Below are 17,858 nucleotides of genomic sequence, written 5' to 3' on the forward strand. Positions count from 1 at the left end.
GCCCAAGCTCACATCCGTCCCTTTGACGCAGTGCGTCGGCCGGTAAGTGTTTTGTGACGACCCGGGGTACGGACGTAGCGTGGGCACGCGGACGTCGAGGGAGTACGGCATGGCGGTTGAGGAGTCCGAGAACGACGGGAACCGGTCGCGGCTCGGCCCGGCCGAGCGCGCAGCGGCACTGGACCGGATGGGCGGGGGCGAGGAGTTCGACGTCGTCGTGGTGGGCGGCGGGATCGTCGGCGCGGGCGTGGCCCTGGACGCCGCGACCCGCGGCCTGACCGTCGCCCTCGTCGAGGCGCGTGACTTCGCCGCCGGCACCTCCTCCCGGTCGTCCAAGCTGATCCACGGTGGGCTGCGCTATCTCGAGCAGCGCGACTTCGAGCTGGTCCGCGAGGCGCTCACCGAGCGCGGGCTGCTGCTCGGCCGGATCGCGCCGCACCTCGTACGCCCCGTTCCGTTCCTGTTCCCGATGACCCACCACGTGTGGGAGCGCGCCTACATCGGGGCCGGTGTGGCCCTGTACGACGCGCTGTCCATCTCGATGGGGCAGGACCGCGGGGTGCCGCACCACCGGCACCTGACGCGTACGCAGGCGCTGCGCATCGCCCCGTCGCTGCGCCGTGACGCGTTCGTCGGCGCGATCCAGTACTGGGACGCCCAGGTGGACGACGCCCGCTACGTGATGATGGCGCTGCGCACGGCGGCGGCGTACGGCGCGCAGGTCGCGTCCCGTACGCAGGCCGTCGGCTTCCTGCGCGAGGGCGAGCGCGTGACCGGCGTACGCGTGCGGGACCTGGAGTCGGACCGGCAGCTGGAGGTGCGCGCCAAGCAGGTCGTCAACGCGACCGGGGTGTGGACCGACGACATTCAGGAGCTCGTCGGCGGGCGGGGTCAGATCCACGTCCGCGCGTCCAAGGGCGTGCACCTGGTGGTGCCACGGGACCGCATCCACTCCTCCAGCGGGGTCATCCTGCGCACCGAGAAGTCGGTGCTGTTCGTCATCCCGTGGGGCCGGCACTGGATCATCGGCACCACCGACACGGCCTGGGACCTGAACAAGGACCACCCGGCCGCGTCCAAGGCCGACATCGACTACGTCCTCGAACACGTCAACGCCGTCCTGAACACGCCCCTCACCCACGATGACGTCGAGGGGGTGTACGCCGGGCTGCGCCCGCTGCTGTCGGGTGAGTCGGAGGAGACCTCGAAGCTGTCCCGCGAGCACGTGGTCGCCCACCCCGTGCCGGGTCTGGTCGTGATCGCGGGCGGCAAGTACACCACGTACCGGGTGATGGCCAAGGACGCCGTGGACGCGGTCGCGCACGGGCTGGACGGCAAGGTCCCGGAGTCCTGCACCGACCAGATCGCGTTGGTGGGCGGCAACGGGTTCCAGGCGGTGTGGAACTCCCGCCACCGCCTGGCCGAGTCCTCGGGGCTGCACGTCGCGCGCGTCGAGCACCTGCTGCGGCGCTACGGCACGCTGACCGCGGACCTGCTCGCCCTCATCGAGGAGCGCCCGGACCTCGGCAAGCCGCTCGACGGCGCCGACGACTACCTGCGCGCCGAGGTCGTGTACGCCGCGACCCACGAGGGCGCCCGGCATCTCAACGACGTGCTGACCCGTCGGACGCGCATCGCGATCGAGACGTGGGACCGGGGGATCGGCGCGGCGCGTGAGGCGGCCGAGCTGCTCGCGCCCGAGCTCGGCTGGTCGACGGAGCAGACCGAGCGGGAGATCGAGTACTACCACAAGCGCGTCGAGGCGGAGCGCGACTCCCAGGCGCAGGTGGACGACCAGGACGCGGACGCGACCCGCCGGGGAGCGCCCGACATCGTCCCGATCGCCACTCCGTAGGCGCTGATCCTTCGACGGCCGGAACCGGCCGCGAAGTGTTTCCCTAATACCGGCATATGTCGGCTTTTGTCACTGTGAACTCCTGTAGGGTTCTCGGGCCAATGGGGCTAATGCCCGAAAAATCCGGCTCAAACGGGGGTTCGTGTGGCGAGGTCGCTGACGCGTGCGCTTGCAGTAGTGGGGACCGGCCTGCTGGCCACCGGAGTCGCGGCCCAGGGTGGCGTCGCGTCCGCCGCGTCCCCCGCACACGCGGGCGCCGCCGCCTCCGAACGGGCGGCCGGGTACCACATCGACGCCCAGGCGCTCATCAAGACCGGACTGCTCGATGTTCAGGCCGCCAAGAAGAAAAAGAAGAAGCCGAGCGTACGGCTCGGTCCGATCTTCAACACCCCGACGGGTTCCAAATCCAAGCAGGGCGCGATCGACAGCCAGATCACCCACCTGATCGCCGGTGCGCCCAAGGGCGCGGCCATCTACGTCGCGATGTACCACTTCTATACCAAGAGCCTGGCCACGCAGCTCATCAACGCGAAGAAGCGCAAGGTCAACGTGCGAGTGGTCCTGGATCACGACTCGGCGGGCTCTGCGGCGTACAAGACGCTGAAGAAGTCGCTGGGTTCCAACCGCAAGAAGTCCTCATGGGTGACCCTGTGCGCCAAGGACCGGGGCTGCATCGCCTCGCAGTTCAACCACAACAAGTTCTTCCTCTTCTCCACCACGCTCGGGTCGAAGAACGTCGTGCTGCAGACCTCCGCCAACGCCACGGATGTGGCGCGCGAGCAGCAGTGGAACGACGCGCTGACGCTGAAGAGCGCGAGCGTGTACGCGGCGTACCGGCATTACTTCTACGACCTGGCGAAGCAGCATCACACCGGCAACTACCACCGGATCGTGCATGCCGGGAAGTACCGCGTGGACTTCTTCCCCTGGGCGGCGGACGACCCGATCAGCCAGGATCTGGACAAGGTGTCATGCACCGGCGGCACTCATATCCGGATCGTCATGGGCTTCTTCTTCTGGAAGCCGATCGCGCAGCGCCTCTGGAAGCTCGATGACGAGGGGTGCCGGGTCCAGGTCGTCGTCGGGAGCGTCGGCAAGTCGGCCCTGCGGGAGCTGACGAGGCCCGGCGGCCGGCACGGCGGTCCCGAGGTGAGGTACCTGCCGGAGGGCGGCCAAGCGTACGAGCACTCGAAGTATCTGCTGCTCGACGGCCGTTACCAGGGAAAGAACCAGAAGGTCGTCATCACCGGCAGTGTCAATTACACCAACGTCGCCTTCCACGCCCACGACGAAGCGATGATCACCATCGCCGACGCGGGTCTGGAGAAGAGCTACGTGACGAACTTCGCCACGGTCTTCGGGCGCGGCAAGGCCCTCACGTACGCCGACGCCGGCGCCAAGCTCGCGGCGACCGGCGTCGTGCGGTCCGACAACGCCGACGAATCCGCCGCGGCCGACGACTGACGACGACTTCCCGGGCCGTAGGCGGTCACACCGTCGAGCGCCTACGGCTCGGAGCGCACGTCAGTCTGAAGACGGGCCCAGGAGCAGGCCGACGCCGGAGCCGTACAGCTCGGCCGGCACCCGCTCCGGGTCGAGCAGGTGCTGCAGCGCCAGCCCGAACTCGATCGCCATGGCGAGCGAGGCCCGGTCCTCCGGGGACATCTCCGACCGGCCGCCGGACAGGCCGGCGGCGAGCTCCTCGCGGCGGGCGTGGTACCAGTCGGCGATCCGCCAGCCCGCCGAGAAGTCGCGCATCCCGAACAGCCACAGCTCGACCAGCAGGAGCGCCCGCATCCGGGTCTCCTCGTCCGACAGCCGCTCGGCGTAGTGCCGTCCGACGTCGGCGCAGCGCTCCTCCTGCGGGCGCTCGGAGTCCCGCAGGGCGGGGCAGGCGCCGAGGCCGGGCTCGGCCTGCGTGTAGCGCTCCAGCAGGGCGAGGACCAGGTCCGACTTGCTAGCGAAGTTGGAGTAGACCGCGCCCTTCGTGAGCCCCGCCCGGGAGGCGATCTCGTCGAGTGAGGCGCCGCGGATCCCGCGTTCCGCCCAGAGCTTCTCGGCCGCGTCCAGGAGCGCGGCCCGTGTTTGGGCCCGCCGCTCCTGCCGGGGTGTGCGGCCTTCTTCGTTGCCGGCGGACCGGTCCGGGCCGGAGATCATTCTGCCCCCTCGTCTCGACGGTTCCTCGCCTCCTTCTCCGGAATACACCGTGCGGCGCAATCCGAGCCAGCAAATGCAGAACAAGGTGGCTCCGGAGCGGACCGAAATGGCATTGAGGACGGGCGATGTGGCGCTGACCACGCAAGCGAATGATTACCGGGCAGTAGCCATGAGGAGGACTCACGTCTTAGAGTTCCCTGCATGAAGGCACCCGCAGCGGCCTCGACCGGGGTACCCGTCACCGCTCCCGACCTCCCCGCGGAGGTGGTCGAGCGGCTCACCGCACGCGTCGCCTCCAGCGGCGAGACCGTCCGGATCGCCGCGCCGTTCACCGGCGAGCCGGTCGCCACGCTTCCCGTCTCGACCGGGGCGGACGTCACCGCCGCGTACGAGCGGGCCCGCGCCGCGCAGGAGTCGTGGGCGCGGCTGTCCCCGGCCCGGCGCGCCGAGCCGTTCCTGCGGTTCCACGACGCGATCCTCGACCGGCGCGCGGAGGTCCTCGACCTCGTCCAGCTGGAGACCGGCAAGGCCCGCCGGCACGCCTTCGAGGAGGTCCTCGACGCCGCGGGCTGCACGCTGTACCACGCGCGCCGCGCGCCGGGCCTGCTGCGGCCGCGCCGCCGCCAGGGCATCATGCCCGCCGCGACCCGCGTCATCGAGCTGCGCCACCCCAAGGGCGTCGTCGGGGTCATCTCGCCGTGGAACTACCCCCTCGCGCTCGGCCTGACCGACGCCGTGCCCGCCCTGCTCGCCGGCAACGCGGTCGTGCACAAGCCGGACACCCAGACCGCGCTGTCCACCCTGTGGGCGCTCGACCTGCTCGTCGAGTGCGGACTGCCCGAGGACCTGTGGCAGGTCGTGATCGGCGATCCCGCGCGGATCGGCGACCCGCTGATCGAGGGCGCCGACTACGTCGCCTTCACCGGCTCGACCCGTGGCGGCCGGGTCATCGCCGACAAGGCCGCGGGCCGGCTGATCGGCTACTCGCTCGAACTCGGCGGCAAGAACCCCATGATCGTGCTGGACGACGCCGACGTCGAGCGGGCCGCGCAGGGCGCCATCCGCGCCTGCTTCACCAACGCCGGCCAGCTGTGCATCTCGATCGAACGCCTCTACGTCGACGAGAAGATCTACGACCGGTTCGCCGAGCGCTTCGTCCACCGGGTCAAGAACATGCGGCTGGGCGCCGGGTACGACGCCGACATGGGCTCGCTCACCTCCCAGCGCCAGCTCGACACCGTCACCCGGCACGTGGAGGACGCCGTGGCCAAGGGCGCCCGGCTCCTCGCCGGCGGGCGGCCGCGTCCCGGCGTCGGGCCGTACTTCTTCGAGCCGACCGTCCTGGAGGACGTCACGCCGGAGATGGAGCTGTGCGCGGGCGAGACGTTCGGCCCGGTCGTCGCGCTGTACCCGTTCTCCTCCGACGCCGAGGCCGTACGCCTGGCCAACGGCACGCCGTACGGGCTCAACGCCAGCGTGTGGACCGGCGACGTCGCGCGGGGCCGCAGGCTCGCCGCCCGGATCAAGGCCGGCACCGTCAACATCAACGAGGGGTACGCCTCCGCGTACGGCTCCTACGACGCGCCCATGGGCGGGATGAAGGAGTCCGGGGTGGGCCGCCGGCACGGCGCCGAGGGACTCCTCCGCTACACCGAGGCCCAGACGGTCGCCAGCCAGCACGGGTTCGGCTTCGAACCGATCCTCGGCATGTCCTACGAGACGTACGCCGCCCTGATCACGAACGGTCAGAAACTGCTGAAACGCCTTCGCCTCAGGTAGGAGCGCACGGATGGACTACGACGTCCTGGTCATCGGGTCGGGCTTCGGCGGCAGCGTCACCGCGCTCCGGCTCACCGAGAAGGGGTACCGCGTCGGCGTGCTGGAGGCCGGGCGCCGCTTCGACGACCCCGACGGCGCGCCCGGCCGTCGCCACCAGGACCTGCCGAAGACCTCCTGGCGCACGCGTCGCTACCTCTGGGCGCCCGGCCTCGGCATGACCGGCATCCAGCGCATCCACCTGCTGCGCGGCGAGCGGGGCTCCCGCGTCCTCGTGCTCGCCGGAGCGGGGGTCGGCGGCGGCTCGCTCGTCTACGCGAACACCCTGTACGAGCCGCCGCAGCCGTTCTTCGACGACCCGCAGTGGCGGCACATCACCGACTGGAAGGCCGAGCTCCGGCCGTACTACGACCAGGCCCGGCGGATGCTGGGCGTCCGCACCAACCCGACCATGACCCCGGCCGACCGGGCGATCAAACGGGTCGCCGACCGCATGGGGCGCGGCGACACGTTCCACCTCACCCCGGTGGGCGTGCTGTTCGGCGACAAGCCGGGCGCGCCGGTCGACGACCCGTACTTCGGCGGCGCCGGACCCCGCCGCGTGACCTGCACCGAGTGCGGCTCCTGCATGACCGGCTGCCGCGTCGGCGCCAAGAACATGCTCACCGAGAACTACCTCTACCTCGCCGAGCACGCCGGCGCGAAGGTCATCTCGATGGCGACCGTCACCGCCGTGCGGCCGCGCCCCGGCGGCGGGTACGAGGTCGAGATCACGCGGACCGGACGGCGCGGCGCCCGCTGGCGGCGCACGCTCACCGCCGAACAGGTCGTCCTCTCCGCCGGCACGTACGGCACCCAGCGCCTGCTGCACCGGATGAAGGCCACCGGCGCGCTGCCCCACCTGTCCGACCGCCTCGGCGTACGGACCCGGACCAACTCCGAGGCGATCCTCGGCGTCGAGCGGTTCCGCGCCAGGGGAGAGGACCACTCGCGCGGGCTGGCCATCACCTCGTCGTTCCACCCGGACGAGCACACCCACATCGAGCCCACCCGGTACGGCCCCGGCTCGAACGCCATGGGCGGCCTCCGCTCCCTGCTCATCGACGGCGGCGGGCGCGTGCCCCGCTGGGCCAGGTTCCTCGGGCAGCTGGTCACGCACCCGTGGGACCTCGTGCGCCTGCCCAACCTGCGCAACTGGTCCCGGCGCACGATCATCGCGCTGGTCATGCAGACCAACGACAACTCGATCACCGTCGAGCCCTCGCCGTCCGGCCGCGGGCTGCGCGCCCGCCGCGGCCACGGCGAGCCGAACCCGACCTGGATCCCCCAGGCGCACCGCGCGGTCCGCATGCTGGCCGAGGAGATCGGCGGCTTCCCGGGCGGCACGTGGCTCGACCTGTTCAACATCCCGACGACCGCGCACTTCATCGGCGGCTGCACGATCGGGAACTCGCCCGAGGAGGGCGTCATCGACCCGTACCACCGCGTGTACGGCCACCCGGGCCTGCACGTCGTGGACGGCTCCACCGTCTCGGCCAACCTCGGCGTGAACCCCTCCCTGACCATCACCGCCCAGGCCGAACGCGCCATGGCCTTCTGGCCCAACCGCGGCGAACCGGACTCCCGCCCGGACCTCGGCACGCCCTACACGCGCCTCACCCCCGTGGCCCCGAAGAACCCGGCCGTCCCCGCCGACGCCCCCGCCGCCCTCCACCTCCCCACCACCCCCGCCTGACGACGGCGACGACCGGGGCCGAGCCGTCAGTTCGGATAGTGGTGGATCTCGGCCAGGTGACCCGCCGCGGCGGCGAACTTCGCGTCATCGGTGAGCAGCGGCAGGCCCAGTGCTTCGGCCAGCGCGACGTACATCGCGTCGTAAGCCGTCAGGTTGTGCCGGAGTTCCAGGACACGCGGCTGGAGCGGTTGCATCGGATAGCGGGTGATGCTCAGGTCGGAGTAGTCCATGAGCATCTGCTCGGCACGCTCCACACTGATACGGACCGCGGGCTTGGACGTGATCGTGAAGCCGCGCACGACGCTGGAGACTTCGGCGTCGATGAGGGTGGGCGCGTGTACTCGCCGGGCGAGCCGTCGACGCAAGAGCTCGTCGCCCTCCAGATTGGCCAGTAGCCGGATGATGATCGAACAACCGACGACGAAGGTCATCGGCGACCGTCGTTCATGAACTCGCGTACGTCGTCCAGGCTGTACGTGATCGGCGCGCGGGTCGCGATCCGGTCCATGACCTCTTCGACCGACGGGTTGGCGGCTGCTTCGGTCATGAGGTCACGCAGGTAGGCGGCGAGAGACTGGCCCCGTGACTCCGCTCGCTGCTTCAGCTTGGCGATGACGTCGTCAGGGACGTCACGCACCTGCACTACGGTTCCCATGTTCTTAGCGTAGCCGTTCTGCATGCACGAAGCATGCAAACGTTCGGGGTCTGGGCGCCGACCATATGTGCGGGGGATGCCCAATAAGGATCTTCTCGGTGGGGCGTGCCCGAATGACACCTCTGGGGAAGGTTGCGTACTGCGATGTGATGAGCACGCAGAGTAGCCGACTCTCGATGGAGGTGCATGTAACGATGGCGATTTCGGCCGACATGAACAAGGTGCTGGACCGGGGCTACGAGGACATGGACATGAAGAGGCTGGTCGACGCCCCGGTGGAGGCCCTGGCCGGTGTCAGCGAGAACGACGCGGAGATGCTGAAGAAGGCGTTCGGCATCAAGACGATCGGTGACATGGGCCGCAACAAGTACATGCAGGCCGCCTATGCGATCGTCCGCCTCTCGGAGGCCTGCAAGTAGCCGTCAGCCCTGCCGCTTCGCCGTCGCCGTGGACTCCTGATCGCCCTGAATGCCGTCAACGGCGGCGGCGAAGATCTATCCGAGCAACTCGCGGTGCTCGGCGGGAAGGTGGCGTACGGCCTCCCGCAGGGTGACGCCGGAGATCCGGTCTCGGCGGGGACGGAGCCAGGCGGTGACCCAGTCGGGGTCCCGCTTGGACAGCTCGCGCAGGACCCAGCCGAGCGCCTTGCGGATGAAGAACTCCTGCTCCTCGATGAGCGCGTCCCCGTACTCCGACAGGCGGGTGAGATCGCCCTCACCGAGGCGGATGCCCCGGATCAGGGCGAGGAGCGCGGTGCGCCGGATCCAGAGGTTCTCATCGCCCGACCACAGATCGAGCGTCATGGCCAGCCGCGGGTACCGCCAGAGGAGGGCGCCGACGACCTTGATGGCGAGGACGTCGACGTACGCCCAGGTGTGCGACTCACGGATCATCCGCTCGATGATCGGCAGATCCCTCGCCTTCAGCAGCGCCCAGTTGCGGACCAGGACCTCGACGGCGGTCATCCGGGCCTCGTGGACGGGCTCCTGCCAGAGGTCGCGGGCGAGGGCCAGGGTCTGTTCGCGAGATCTTCCGGCGGCGGCGCGGACGGCGATCTTGCGGATGGCGGGCACGGGCACCCCGAGGTGCAGCAGGTCGCTCTTCAGGTAGCGCTTCTCGCGCTCGGCGCGGGCGGGGTCCCCGAGGGCGCGCAGCTCGGTGACGACGGTGTCGAGAGGGTCCACGCGGTCAGTATGAGCCGCTCGTACGACGGTGGCGGCGTTCGCGCAGGCAGCGGGCCCCTAGACTGGGAACGATCCCGACCTCCCGAAAGGCGTTCTCGGTGTCCGTCGAGTCAGTCGAGCAGTCCTTCGACACGGTCCTCGTTGTCGACTTCGGCGCGCAGTACGCGCAGCTCATCGCCCGTCGCGTGCGCGAGTGCCACGTGTTCAGCGAGATCGTGCCCTCGACCATGCCGGTCGAGGAGATGCTGGCCAAGCGGCCAAAGGCGATCATCTTGTCCGGTGGCCCCGCGTCGGTGTACGAGCCGGGCGCGCCCGCCGTGCCCACCGGCCTGTTCGAGGCCGGCGTGCCCACCCTGGGCATCTGCTACGGGTTCCAGGCGATGGCCAAGGAGCTCGGCGGCACGGTCGCCAACTCCGACATCGCCGAGTACGGCGCGACGCCGCTCACGGTGCTCGACCAGGGCCGGCTCCTGGCGGGGCTGCCCGCGGAGCAGTCGGTGTGGATGTCGCACCGCGTCACGTGCAGCGCCGCCCCGGCCGGCTTCATCGTGACCGCCAGCACCGCCAGCGCGCCGGTCGCCGCGATGGAGGACGCCGCCCGCGGGCTCTACGGCGTGCAGTTCCACCCCGAGGTGATGCACACCGAGCACGGCCTGGAGGTCCTGAAGCACTTCCTGGAGGCGGCGGGCTGCCGGCCGTCCTGGACGATGGTCAACATCGTCGAGGAGTCGATCGAGGCCGTACGCGCCCAGGTCGGCGACAAGCGGGCGATCTGCGGGCTGTCCGGCGGCGTCGACTCCGCCGTGGCCGCCGCGCTCGTGCAGCGGGCCATCGGCTCGCGCCTCACCTGCGTGTTCGTCGACCACGGGTTGCTGCGCAAGGGCGAGGCCGAGCAGGTCGAGAAGGACTTCGTGGCCGCCACCGGGGTCGACCTGAAGGTCGTCGACGCGGCCGACCGGTTCCTCGGGGCTCTTGAGGGCGTCACGGACCCGGAGACCAAGCGCAAGATCATCGGCCGGGAGTTCATCCGGGTCTTCGAGCAGGCGGCCCGCGAGATCGTCGGGGAGCACGGCGAGGCCGTCGAGTTCCTCGTGCAGGGCACGCTCTACCCGGACGTCGTCGAGTCCGGCGGCGGCACCGGCGCGGCCAACATCAAGTCCCACCACAACGTCGGCGGGCTGCCCGAGGATCTCCAGTTCTCGCTGGTCGAGCCGCTGCGCACGCTGTTCAAGGACGAGGTGCGCCGGCTCGGCGAGGAGCTCGGCCTGCCGGCCGAGATCGTGTGGCGGCAGCCGTTCCCCGGCCCCGGCCTGGGCATCCGGATCATCGGCGCCGTGACCCGCGACCGCCTCGAGGTGCTCCGCGAGGCCGACGCGATCGCCCGCGAGGAGCTCACCCGCGCCGGCCTCGACCGCGACATCTGGCAGTTCCCGGTCGTGCTGCTCGCCGACGTCCGCTCGGTCGGGGTGCAGGGCGACGGCCGCACGTACGGCCACCCCGTCGTGCTGCGCCCCGTGACCAGCGAGGACGCCATGACCGCCGACTGGGCGCGGCTGCCGTACGACCTGCTGCAGCGGATCTCCACGCGGATCACGAACGAGGTCGCGGAGGTCAACCGCGTGGTCGTCGACATCACCAGCAAGCCGCCGGGCACCATCGAGTGGGAGTGACGCCCCGGTCGGATCCCCGGCCCGGGAGAGCCGCGCCCGGCGCCTGCCGGCCGGCCGCCGGGCCGCGGCCGGCCGTGGGTCACGCCGGGGTGAGCACGCCCTCGGCGTCGAGGGTGGCGGCGACCCCGTTCACGACGGCGGCGATGCGCAGGCCCTCCTGCACCAGCTCCCGCGAGAAGCCCTGCTCGCGCAGCGTCTTCTCGTGGGAGTCCAGGCAGCGGCCGCAGCCGTTGATCGCCGAGACCGCGAGGCACCACAGCTCGAAGTCGGCCTTCTCGACGCCAGGGTTCCCGATCACGCTCATCCGCAGCTTCGCCGGCAGCGTGGCGTACGTCTCGTCCTCGATCAGGTGGGTCGAGCGGTAGTAGACGTTGTTCATCGCCATGATGGCCGCGGCGGCCTTGGCCGCCTGGAACGCCTCCGCGGACAGGTGCTCGGCGGCGTCCTCCGCCAACGCCGCGATCACCTGCGGGCTGCGGGTCGCCATCGCGCTGGCCAGGACCGCGCCCCACAGCTGCTGCTCCGACAGCTGCGACGTGGACGTCACCGACCCGAGGTTCAGCTTGAGGTCCTTGGCGTACGCCGGAAGGGCGCTCTTCAGGGTGTCGACACCACTCATGTCATCCTCCAAATGCTCCGAAGACGGGCTGACGGGGCTCGCCCCCGCAAGCCCCGTCAAGACGACGGCCGGCCGCTGACGTCGCGGCCGGCCGGCCGGTGGATCAGACGCCCGCCATCAGCTTCTTGGCGTCGAGCGTGGACTCGCCCTTGTTCCAGTTGCAGGGACAGAGCTCGTCGGACTGCAGCGCGTCGAGGACCCGCAGGACCTCCTTGACGTTGCGGCCGACCGAGCCCGCGGTCACCATCGTGAACTGGATCTCGTTGTTCGGGTCGACGATGAAGGTCGCGCGCTGGGCCACGCCCTCGTCGGTGAGGATGCCGAGCTCCGAGGTCAGCTCGCGCTTGACGTCCGACAGCATCGGGAACGGCAGCTCGCGCAGGTCCGGGTGGTCCTTGCGCCAGGCGTGGTGGACGTACTCCGAGTCGATGGACACGCCGAGCACCTGCGCGTCCCGGTCCGCGAAGTCCTCGTTCAGCCGGCCGAACTCCGCGATCTCCGTCGGGCAGACGAAGGTGAAGTCCTTGGGCCAGAAGAACACGACGCGCCACTTGCCGTCGTAGGACTTGTGGTTGATCCGCTCGAACGCGTTCTCCGGGTCGAGCGAGACGCATGCGGTGAGGTCGTACTCCGGGAACTGGTCACCGACCGTGAGCACTCGTAGGCCTCCTTGCCAGACGGGTGTTGGATGACTCCCAGGGTGCCTTAGGTATCGTTGATCTGCGAAATCGGCTCCCCCGAAGGATTTCGATAGGAGATTACTATCAGCCGTCCGACCGTCGCCCAGCTTCGCGCGTTTCTCGCCCTCGCGGAGCACCTGCACTTCCGGGAGGCCGCGGCGGCGCTCCGGTTGAGCCAGCCCGCGCTGTCCGGCGCGGTCGCCGCCCTCGAGGAGACGCTGAACGCCCGCCTGGTCGAGCGGACGACCCGGCGCGTGCTGCTCACCCCCGAGGGCGAGCGCGTCGCCCGCCGCGCCGAGCGGGTCCTGGCCGAGCTCGACGGCCTGGTCGAGGAGGTGTCCGCGCCGCGCCGCCCGTTGAGCGGCCCGCTGAACCTCGGGGTCATCCCCACCGTCGCGCCGTACCTCCTGCCGGTCGTGCTGCCCGGCCTCGCGCGCGACTATCCCGCCCTGCGGCTCGCCGTACGTGAACAGCAGACACGCGACCTGGTGGAGGAGTTGCGGGCCGGCCGGCTCGAGGTCGCGATCCTGGCGCTCCCGGCCGACGAGGGGTTCGCCGAACTCCTGCTGTACGAGGAGGACTTCGTCCTGCTCGCGCCCGAGTCGTACGGGCTCGGCGCCGGTCCGGTGAGCCGGGACGTCGTCCGCGACCTCGACGTGCTGCTGCTGAACGAGGGCCACTGCCTGCGGGACCAGGCCCTGGAGATCTGCCGGGAGGCCGGCGCGAAGCCCGGCGACGCGACGTACGCCACGAGCCTCGCCACGCTGGTGCAGCTGGTGTCCGGCGGGCTCGGCGTGACGCTGGTGCCCGAGTCGGCGCTGCCGGTCGAGACGCGCCGCGGGGAGCGCCTCTCCGTCACCCGGTTCGACGATCCCGCGCCGTACCGCCGGATAGGGATCATCTATCGGCGTACGAGCCCGCGCGCCGACGACTTCGCGTTGCTCGCCGAGGCGATCCGCGCGTCCGTCCACGCCCGCCGCTGGCGAGTCCGGTTGCCCACCGTGACCGCCACAGGCGACCGCTAGCCCATCCATCCCGGCGCCGCCACGGCGGCGGTGCCGGGCGGCTTCGCCGCGAACGGCAGGCGTGAACGAGTGCCGAGGATCCTGTGGGTCAGAGCCGCCGAAATCCTCGGCGGAAGCTCGAGGCGGGGTCAGCGGCGGCGCCGCTTGAGGCGCCAGAACGCCCACACCAGTGCGACACCGGCGGCCACCGGGGCGGCCCGCTTGAGGACGGCCGGGCCGGCCACCTGCAGCAGGTCGATGGGCTCCGCCTCTCGTCGAGCCGGTGCCGCCTGCCGCCCGGCGGGTGCTGCGTCGCGTCCGGCGGGTACTGCCTCTTGGCGGGTCGGTGGCTCGGCGGGTTGGGCGGCCGTCGCCGGCTCTGGGGTGGTCTTCGCCACTTCGGCCACTTCGGCCGCCTCGGCCGAGGACGCGGTGTCGTGCTCCTCCGCAGCCGCGGGGGCGGTCCGGTCGCTGACGGCCTCTTCGGAGGTGGCCGGCCTGGCGACCTCCTCCTCGACCCGGGCTTCCGTGGGCGCGCCGATGCCTGTTTCGGCGGGTGCGCCGGCTCCGGGGCCCTCCGCCTGCTCCGTCTCCTCGGGCCCGGCGGCCAGTTCGGCGGCGAGGTTGTCGGCGAACCGGCCGATCAGCCGCCCGCCGACCTCGGCCAGGATGCCCCGGCCGAACTGCGCGGGCCGGCCGGTGACGTTCAGCTTGGTGTGCACGGTGACGCGCGTCCGGCCGTCGTCCTCGTGCAGCTGTGCCTGGACCGTGGCGGAGGCGGTGCCCGGTCCCCGGGCCTCCTTGCCGGACGCCTCGATCACCACGGTGCGGGCCTCCTCGTCGCGGGAGGCGATGCGGGCCGTGCCCCGGTAGGTCACGGTCATCGCGCCGAGACGCACTTTCAGCCGCCCGGTGAACTCGTCGGTCTCGGCCGCGTCCAGCGTCGCCCCCGGCATGCAGGGCGCGATCCGCTCGACGTCGAGCAGGACCCGCCACGCCTGGTCCACCGGCACCGGAACGGTGAACTCGTGGTCGAGTTCCATGCGCTGCCTCCTCGTGTTCGGCGGTCTGCGGTGACATTACGACCGAGTTCACCGCGTACGCCACTAAAAACGGCGTGATGGTGCGGTCCGTCGCCTCGCCCGCCTCAGGCGCAGTGCGGTGCATACCCGAGGCGGGCGGGGCGACACGGTCGTGTCAGGCGCCCGCGGCGGCCGCGAGGGCACGGGCCGTCAGCACCTGGGCGAGGTGCCGCCGGTACTCCGCCGATCCGTGCAGGTCGCTCGGCGGGCTGGTGCCGTCCGGGGCGTCGTGCGCCGCCGCCTGGAACGCCTCGCGGGACGCCGGCCCGTCGGCGACGGCCGTCTCGACGGCGTAGGCCCGGACGGGCGTCGGGCCCATGTTGGTCAGGCCGATGCGTGCCTCGGCGATCTCACCGTTCACACGCCGGACGAGGCACGCGACGCCGACGATCGCCCACGCCTGCGCCGTACGGTGGAACTTCTCGTAGTGGTGACCCCAGCCGGTGTACGCCTTCGGCAGGCGTACGCCCAGGAGGATCTCGTCCGGCTCCAGCGCCGACGTCAGGTAGTCGGTGAAGAAGTCGCGGACCGGGATCTCCCGCGCCGACGTCACGGCCACGCCGTCCATCGCCAGCACCACGGCGGGCAGGTCACCGGCCGGGTCGGCGTGCGCGAGCGAGCCGCCGAGCGTGCCCCGATGGCGGACCGCCGGGTCGGCGACCGTGGCGGTGGCCGCGGCGAGCAGCGGCGCGTGCGCCTGGACCAGCGGGTCGCGGATCACCTCGTAGTGGGTGGTCATCGCCCCGATGAGCAGGGAGTCCCCCTCGTCGCGCACGCCGCGCAGCTCCGGCAGGCCGGAGACGTCGACGAGGACCTCGGGGTAGGCCAGCCGGAGCCGGAGCAGCGGCATCAGGCTCTGCCCGCCCGCGATGACCTTGCCCTCCTCGTCCGCCTCGCGCAGGGCGGCGACCGCGTCGCTCAGCGAGGACGGCCGTACGTAGTCGAAGGTCGCCGGAATCATGCCGCACCTCCCGCGGAGCCGAGGCCGCCGCCCGCGCCGGGTTCGGGGGAGCCTCCGGGCGGCGCCGAGCCGTGCCGGGCCTCGGTCAGCGCCCGCCAGACCCGTTCGGGCGTGCACGGCATGGGCACGTCGTCGACCCCGTACGGGCGCAGGGCGTCGACGATCGCGTTCACGACCGCCGGCGTCGAGGCGATCGTGCCCGCCTCGCCGACGCCCTTGACGCCCAGTGGGTTCGTGGTCGCCGGGGTCTCCGTTCGGTCGGTCGTGAACGTCGGCAGGTCCGCGGCCGAGGGCACCAGGTAGTCGGCCATCGTGGTCGTCGTCAGGTTCCCGTCGTCGTCGTACACCGCCTCCTCGTACAGCGCCTGCGCGATGCCCTGTGCCAGCCCGCCGTGCACCTGGCCCTCGACGATCAGCGGGTTGACGACCTTCCCGACGTCGTCGACGGCGACGTACGAGCGGAGCCTCACGAACCCGGTCTCGGTGTCGACCTCGGCGGCGCACAGGTGCGTGCCGTGCGGGAACGAGAAGTTCTCCGGGTCGTGGGTGGCCTCGGAGTCCAGGGACGGCTCGAACCCCTCGGGCAGGTCGTGCGCCGCGAACGCGGCCAGCGCCACCTCCTGGAGCGTACGGGCCTGGCCCGGCACGCCCTTCACCGCGAACGACCCGCCGGAGAACTCGATGTCGCCCTCGTCGGCCTCCAGCAGGTGCGCGGCCATCCGACGCGCCTTGTCGATCACCTTGTCGCAGGCGTTGAACAGCGCGACCCCGCCGACGGCGAGGGACCGCGAGCCGTACGTGTCCATGCCCTTCGGCGAGACGCCGGTGTCGCCGTGCAGCACCCGGACGTCCTCGAACGGCACGCCGAGCCGGTCGGCGGCGATCTGCGCCCACGCGGTCTCGTGCCCCTGCCCGTGCGCGGAGGACCCGGTGACGACCTCGACCTTGCCGGACGGCAGCACCCGTACGGAGGCGTGCTCCCAGCCGCCCGCGCCGTACGACAGGGAGCCCAGGACCCGCGACGGCGCCAGCCCGCACATCTCGGTGAACGTCGACACGCCGATGCCCAGCTGGACGGGGTCGCCGCGGTCCCGCCGGTCGGCCTGTTCGGCGCGCAGCTTGTCGTACTCGAACAACCGCAGGGCCTTCTCGGTGGCGGCCTCGTAGTTGCCGGAGTCGTACGTCAGCCCGGCGATCGTGTCGTACGGGAACTCCTCGTGCCGGATCCAGTTGCGCCGGCGCACGTCGAGGGGGTCCAGGCCCAGCTCGTTCGCGAGCTCGTCCATCAGCCGCTCGATGGCGAACGTCGCCTCCGGCCGGCCCGCGCCCCGGTACGCGTCGGTCGGCGTCTTGTTCGTGAACACGCCGGTGCAGGTGAAGGAGTAGGCGTCCATCTTGTAGATGCCGTTGAACATGAACGCGCCGAGCAGCGGGACGCCGGGCGTGACCAGCATGAGGTAGGCGCCCATGTCGGCGAGCAGGTCGACCTTCAGCCCGCGGATCCGGCCGTCGCGGTCGGCGGCGAGCGAGAGCCGCTGGATCTGGTCGCGGCCGTGGTGCACGGCCATGTTCCCCTCGCTGCGGGACTCGGTCCACTTCACCGGGCGGCCGAGACGCCGGGCCAGCAGCAGGCAGACGACCTCCTCGCCGTACACCTGCAGCTTCGAGCCGAACCCGCCGCCGACGTCGGGCGCGACGACCCGCAGCCTGTGCTCGGGGATGCCGGTGACCGTGGCGAGCATCAGCCGCAGGATGTGCGGGATCTGCGTCGCCGACCACAGGGTGTACTCGTCGCCGACCGCCGAGCAGACCACCGCGCGGGGCTCCATCGCGGTCGGGATCAGCCGCTGCTGGACGTACCGGCGCTCGATCACCACGGGCGCGTCCCGGAACGCCGCGTCCAGTTCGCCCGCCTCGAAGACCCAGGTGTAGCTCTTGTTGGTGCCCTTATCGGCGTGGACGAGGTCGGCGCCCTCCTCGACCGCCCGCTCCATGTCGACGACGGCGGGCAGCGGCTCGTAGTCGACGTCGACGGCCTCCAGCGCGTCCACCGCGGCGTACCGGTCCCGGGCCACGACGACGGCCACCGGCTCGCCGACGTAGCGCACCTCGTCGACCGCGATCGGCGGGTGGTCGGGCAGGATCATGTCCTCGGTGACCGGCCACGCGCACGGCAGGCTGCCCTGCTCGTCGGCGAGGTCGGCCCCGGTGAAGACGGCGATCACACCGGGCCGGGCGCGGGCGGCCTCCGCGTCGATCCGGCCGATCCGGGCGTGGCTGATCGGGCTGCGCAGGAACGCGACGTGCAGCAGACCGGGCAGCTGGATGTTGTCGGTCCAGGTGGTGCGCCCGGTGATCAGCCGGGCGTCCTCCGTACGCCGGCGGGCGCGGCCCACCTCCGACTTCGCCTCGGGCGTGCCCGGGGTGACCTGCTCGGCGACGGCCTCCGGGGCGATCTCGCTCACGAGGCCTCCTTCGTC

At 71.3% G+C, this 17,858-nt stretch carries 16 protein-coding genes; 7 read left to right on the plus strand and 9 right to left on the minus strand.

Annotation, left to right across the window (positions count from 1 at the left end):
• The first annotated feature begins 109 nt into the window (after positions 1-109).
• Together glpD and NE234_RS37735 are read left to right on the plus strand one after the other, a co-directional pair.
• On the plus strand, positions 110-1,855 hold the full coding sequence (gene glpD, locus NE234_RS37730; RefSeq protein WP_252785759.1) for a glycerol-3-phosphate dehydrogenase: 1,746 nt from the start codon (positions 110-112) through the stop codon (positions 1,853-1,855).
• Positions 1,856-2,032: 177 nt separating this feature from the next.
• Entirely contained in the window at positions 2,033-3,319 is a 1,287-nt protein-coding gene (locus NE234_RS37735) for a phospholipase D-like domain-containing protein (RefSeq protein WP_252785760.1), read from the plus strand.
• A 60-nt stretch (positions 3,320-3,379) separates the two neighbouring features.
• On the opposite strand, the gene NE234_RS37740 is transcribed toward NE234_RS37735, so the two are convergent.
• Positions 3,380-4,012, minus strand: coding sequence for a TetR/AcrR family transcriptional regulator (locus tag NE234_RS37740; protein WP_252785761.1), 633 nt, complete (start codon positions 4,010-4,012; stop codon positions 3,380-3,382).
• 201 nt (positions 4,013-4,213) lie between these two features.
• On the opposite strand from NE234_RS37740, the gene NE234_RS37745 reads away from it, so the two are divergent.
• Together NE234_RS37745 and NE234_RS37750 are read left to right on the plus strand one after the other, a co-directional pair.
• Complete coding sequence (locus NE234_RS37745) at positions 4,214-5,791, plus strand: succinic semialdehyde dehydrogenase (RefSeq protein WP_252785762.1); 1,578 nt, start codon at positions 4,214-4,216, stop codon at positions 5,789-5,791.
• A 10-nt stretch (positions 5,792-5,801) separates the two neighbouring features.
• Positions 5,802-7,523: a GMC oxidoreductase gene (locus NE234_RS37750; protein WP_252785763.1), complete on the plus strand. Its 1,722-nt coding sequence runs from the start codon at positions 5,802-5,804 to the stop codon at positions 7,521-7,523.
• Between the two features lie 26 nt (positions 7,524-7,549).
• Here the strand turns inward: NE234_RS37750 and NE234_RS37755 are convergent, their stop codons facing one another.
• Positions 7,550-7,954 (minus strand): type II toxin-antitoxin system VapC family toxin, encoded by a 405-nt coding sequence (locus NE234_RS37755; RefSeq protein ID WP_252785764.1) that lies wholly within the window; start codon positions 7,952-7,954, stop codon positions 7,550-7,552.
• Entirely contained in the window at positions 7,951-8,178 is a 228-nt protein-coding gene (locus NE234_RS37760) for a FitA-like ribbon-helix-helix domain-containing protein (protein WP_252785765.1), read from the minus strand. The genes NE234_RS37755 and NE234_RS37760 overlap by 4 nt, the downstream gene beginning before the upstream one ends.
• Before the next feature lie 194 nt (positions 8,179-8,372).
• Here NE234_RS37760 and NE234_RS37765 point away from each other — a divergent pair, with 194 nt between their 5' ends.
• Positions 8,373-8,597 (plus strand): hypothetical protein, encoded by a 225-nt coding sequence (locus NE234_RS37765; protein WP_252785766.1) that lies wholly within the window; start codon positions 8,373-8,375, stop codon positions 8,595-8,597.
• 75 nt (positions 8,598-8,672) lie between these two features.
• Here the strand turns inward: NE234_RS37765 and NE234_RS37770 are convergent, their stop codons facing one another.
• A complete protein-coding gene (locus tag NE234_RS37770; RefSeq protein WP_252785767.1) occupies positions 8,673-9,362 on the minus strand; it encodes a DNA alkylation repair protein in 690 nt (229 codons plus the stop codon).
• A gap of 98 nt (positions 9,363-9,460) precedes the next feature.
• On the opposite strand from NE234_RS37770, the gene guaA reads away from it, so the two are divergent.
• Positions 9,461-11,032, plus strand: a complete 1,572-nt coding sequence (gene guaA, locus NE234_RS37775; RefSeq protein WP_252785768.1) for a glutamine-hydrolyzing GMP synthase — start codon at positions 9,461-9,463, stop codon at positions 11,030-11,032.
• Positions 11,033-11,111: 79 nt separating this feature from the next.
• On the opposite strand, the gene NE234_RS37780 is transcribed toward guaA, so the two are convergent.
• Positions 11,112-11,651, minus strand: coding sequence for a carboxymuconolactone decarboxylase family protein (locus tag NE234_RS37780; protein WP_252785769.1), 540 nt, complete (start codon positions 11,649-11,651; stop codon positions 11,112-11,114).
• A 103-nt stretch (positions 11,652-11,754) separates the two neighbouring features.
• On the minus strand, positions 11,755-12,309 hold the full coding sequence (locus NE234_RS37785; RefSeq protein ID WP_252785770.1) for a peroxiredoxin: 555 nt from the start codon (positions 12,307-12,309) through the stop codon (positions 11,755-11,757).
• Between the two features lie 105 nt (positions 12,310-12,414).
• Between NE234_RS37785 and NE234_RS37790 the strand changes: the two genes are divergently transcribed.
• On the plus strand, positions 12,415-13,356 hold the full coding sequence (locus tag NE234_RS37790) for a hydrogen peroxide-inducible genes activator (RefSeq protein WP_308206979.1): 942 nt from the start codon (positions 12,415-12,417) through the stop codon (positions 13,354-13,356).
• A gap of 128 nt (positions 13,357-13,484) precedes the next feature.
• Here the strand turns inward: NE234_RS37790 and NE234_RS37795 are convergent, their stop codons facing one another.
• From NE234_RS37795 to NE234_RS37805, 3 genes are all read right to left on the minus strand, one after another.
• The gene (locus NE234_RS37795; protein ID WP_252785771.1) at positions 13,485-14,378 is read right to left on the minus strand and encodes an SRPBCC family protein; all 894 of its coding nucleotides are present in this window, start codon (positions 14,376-14,378) and stop codon (positions 13,485-13,487) included.
• A 154-nt stretch (positions 14,379-14,532) separates the two neighbouring features.
• A complete protein-coding gene (locus NE234_RS37800; RefSeq protein WP_252785772.1) occupies positions 14,533-15,378 on the minus strand; it encodes an FAD binding domain-containing protein in 846 nt (281 codons plus the stop codon).
• Complete coding sequence (locus NE234_RS37805) at positions 15,375-17,774, minus strand: xanthine dehydrogenase family protein molybdopterin-binding subunit (protein ID WP_406567122.1); 2,400 nt, start codon at positions 17,772-17,774, stop codon at positions 15,375-15,377. Before NE234_RS37805 ends, NE234_RS37800 begins: the two co-directional genes overlap by 4 nt.
• Positions 17,775-17,858: the final 84 nt, after the last annotated feature.

Source organism: Actinoallomurus rhizosphaericola (assembly GCF_024055675.1).
Taxonomy (GTDB): Bacteria; Actinomycetota; Actinomycetes; order Streptosporangiales; family Streptosporangiaceae; genus Actinoallomurus; species Actinoallomurus soli.

Bases quoted from the DNA above. Each gene is read 5' to 3' on its own strand.
- glpD (WP_252785759.1), top strand. From the start codon at position 110: ATGGCGGTTGAGGAGTCCGAGAACGACGGGAACCGGTCGCGGCTCGGC.
- NE234_RS37740 (WP_252785761.1), bottom strand. From the start codon at position 4,012: ATGATCTCCGGCCCGGACCGGTCCGCCGGCAACGAAGAAGGCCGCACA.
- NE234_RS37745 (WP_252785762.1), top strand. From the start codon at position 4,214: ATGAAGGCACCCGCAGCGGCCTCGACCGGGGTACCCGTCACCGCTCCC.
- NE234_RS37750 (WP_252785763.1), top strand. From the start codon at position 5,802: ATGGACTACGACGTCCTGGTCATCGGGTCGGGCTTCGGCGGCAGCGTC.
- NE234_RS37755 (WP_252785764.1), bottom strand. From the start codon at position 7,954: ATGACCTTCGTCGTCGGTTGTTCGATCATCATCCGGCTACTGGCCAAT.
- NE234_RS37760 (WP_252785765.1), bottom strand. From the start codon at position 8,178: ATGGGAACCGTAGTGCAGGTGCGTGACGTCCCTGACGACGTCATCGCC.
- NE234_RS37765 (WP_252785766.1), top strand. From the start codon at position 8,373: ATGGCGATTTCGGCCGACATGAACAAGGTGCTGGACCGGGGCTACGAG.
- NE234_RS37780 (WP_252785769.1), bottom strand. From the start codon at position 11,651: ATGAGTGGTGTCGACACCCTGAAGAGCGCCCTTCCGGCGTACGCCAAG.
- NE234_RS37795 (WP_252785771.1), bottom strand. From the start codon at position 14,378: ATGGAACTCGACCACGAGTTCACCGTTCCGGTGCCGGTGGACCAGGCG.
- NE234_RS37800 (WP_252785772.1), bottom strand. From the start codon at position 15,378: ATGATTCCGGCGACCTTCGACTACGTACGGCCGTCCTCGCTGAGCGAC.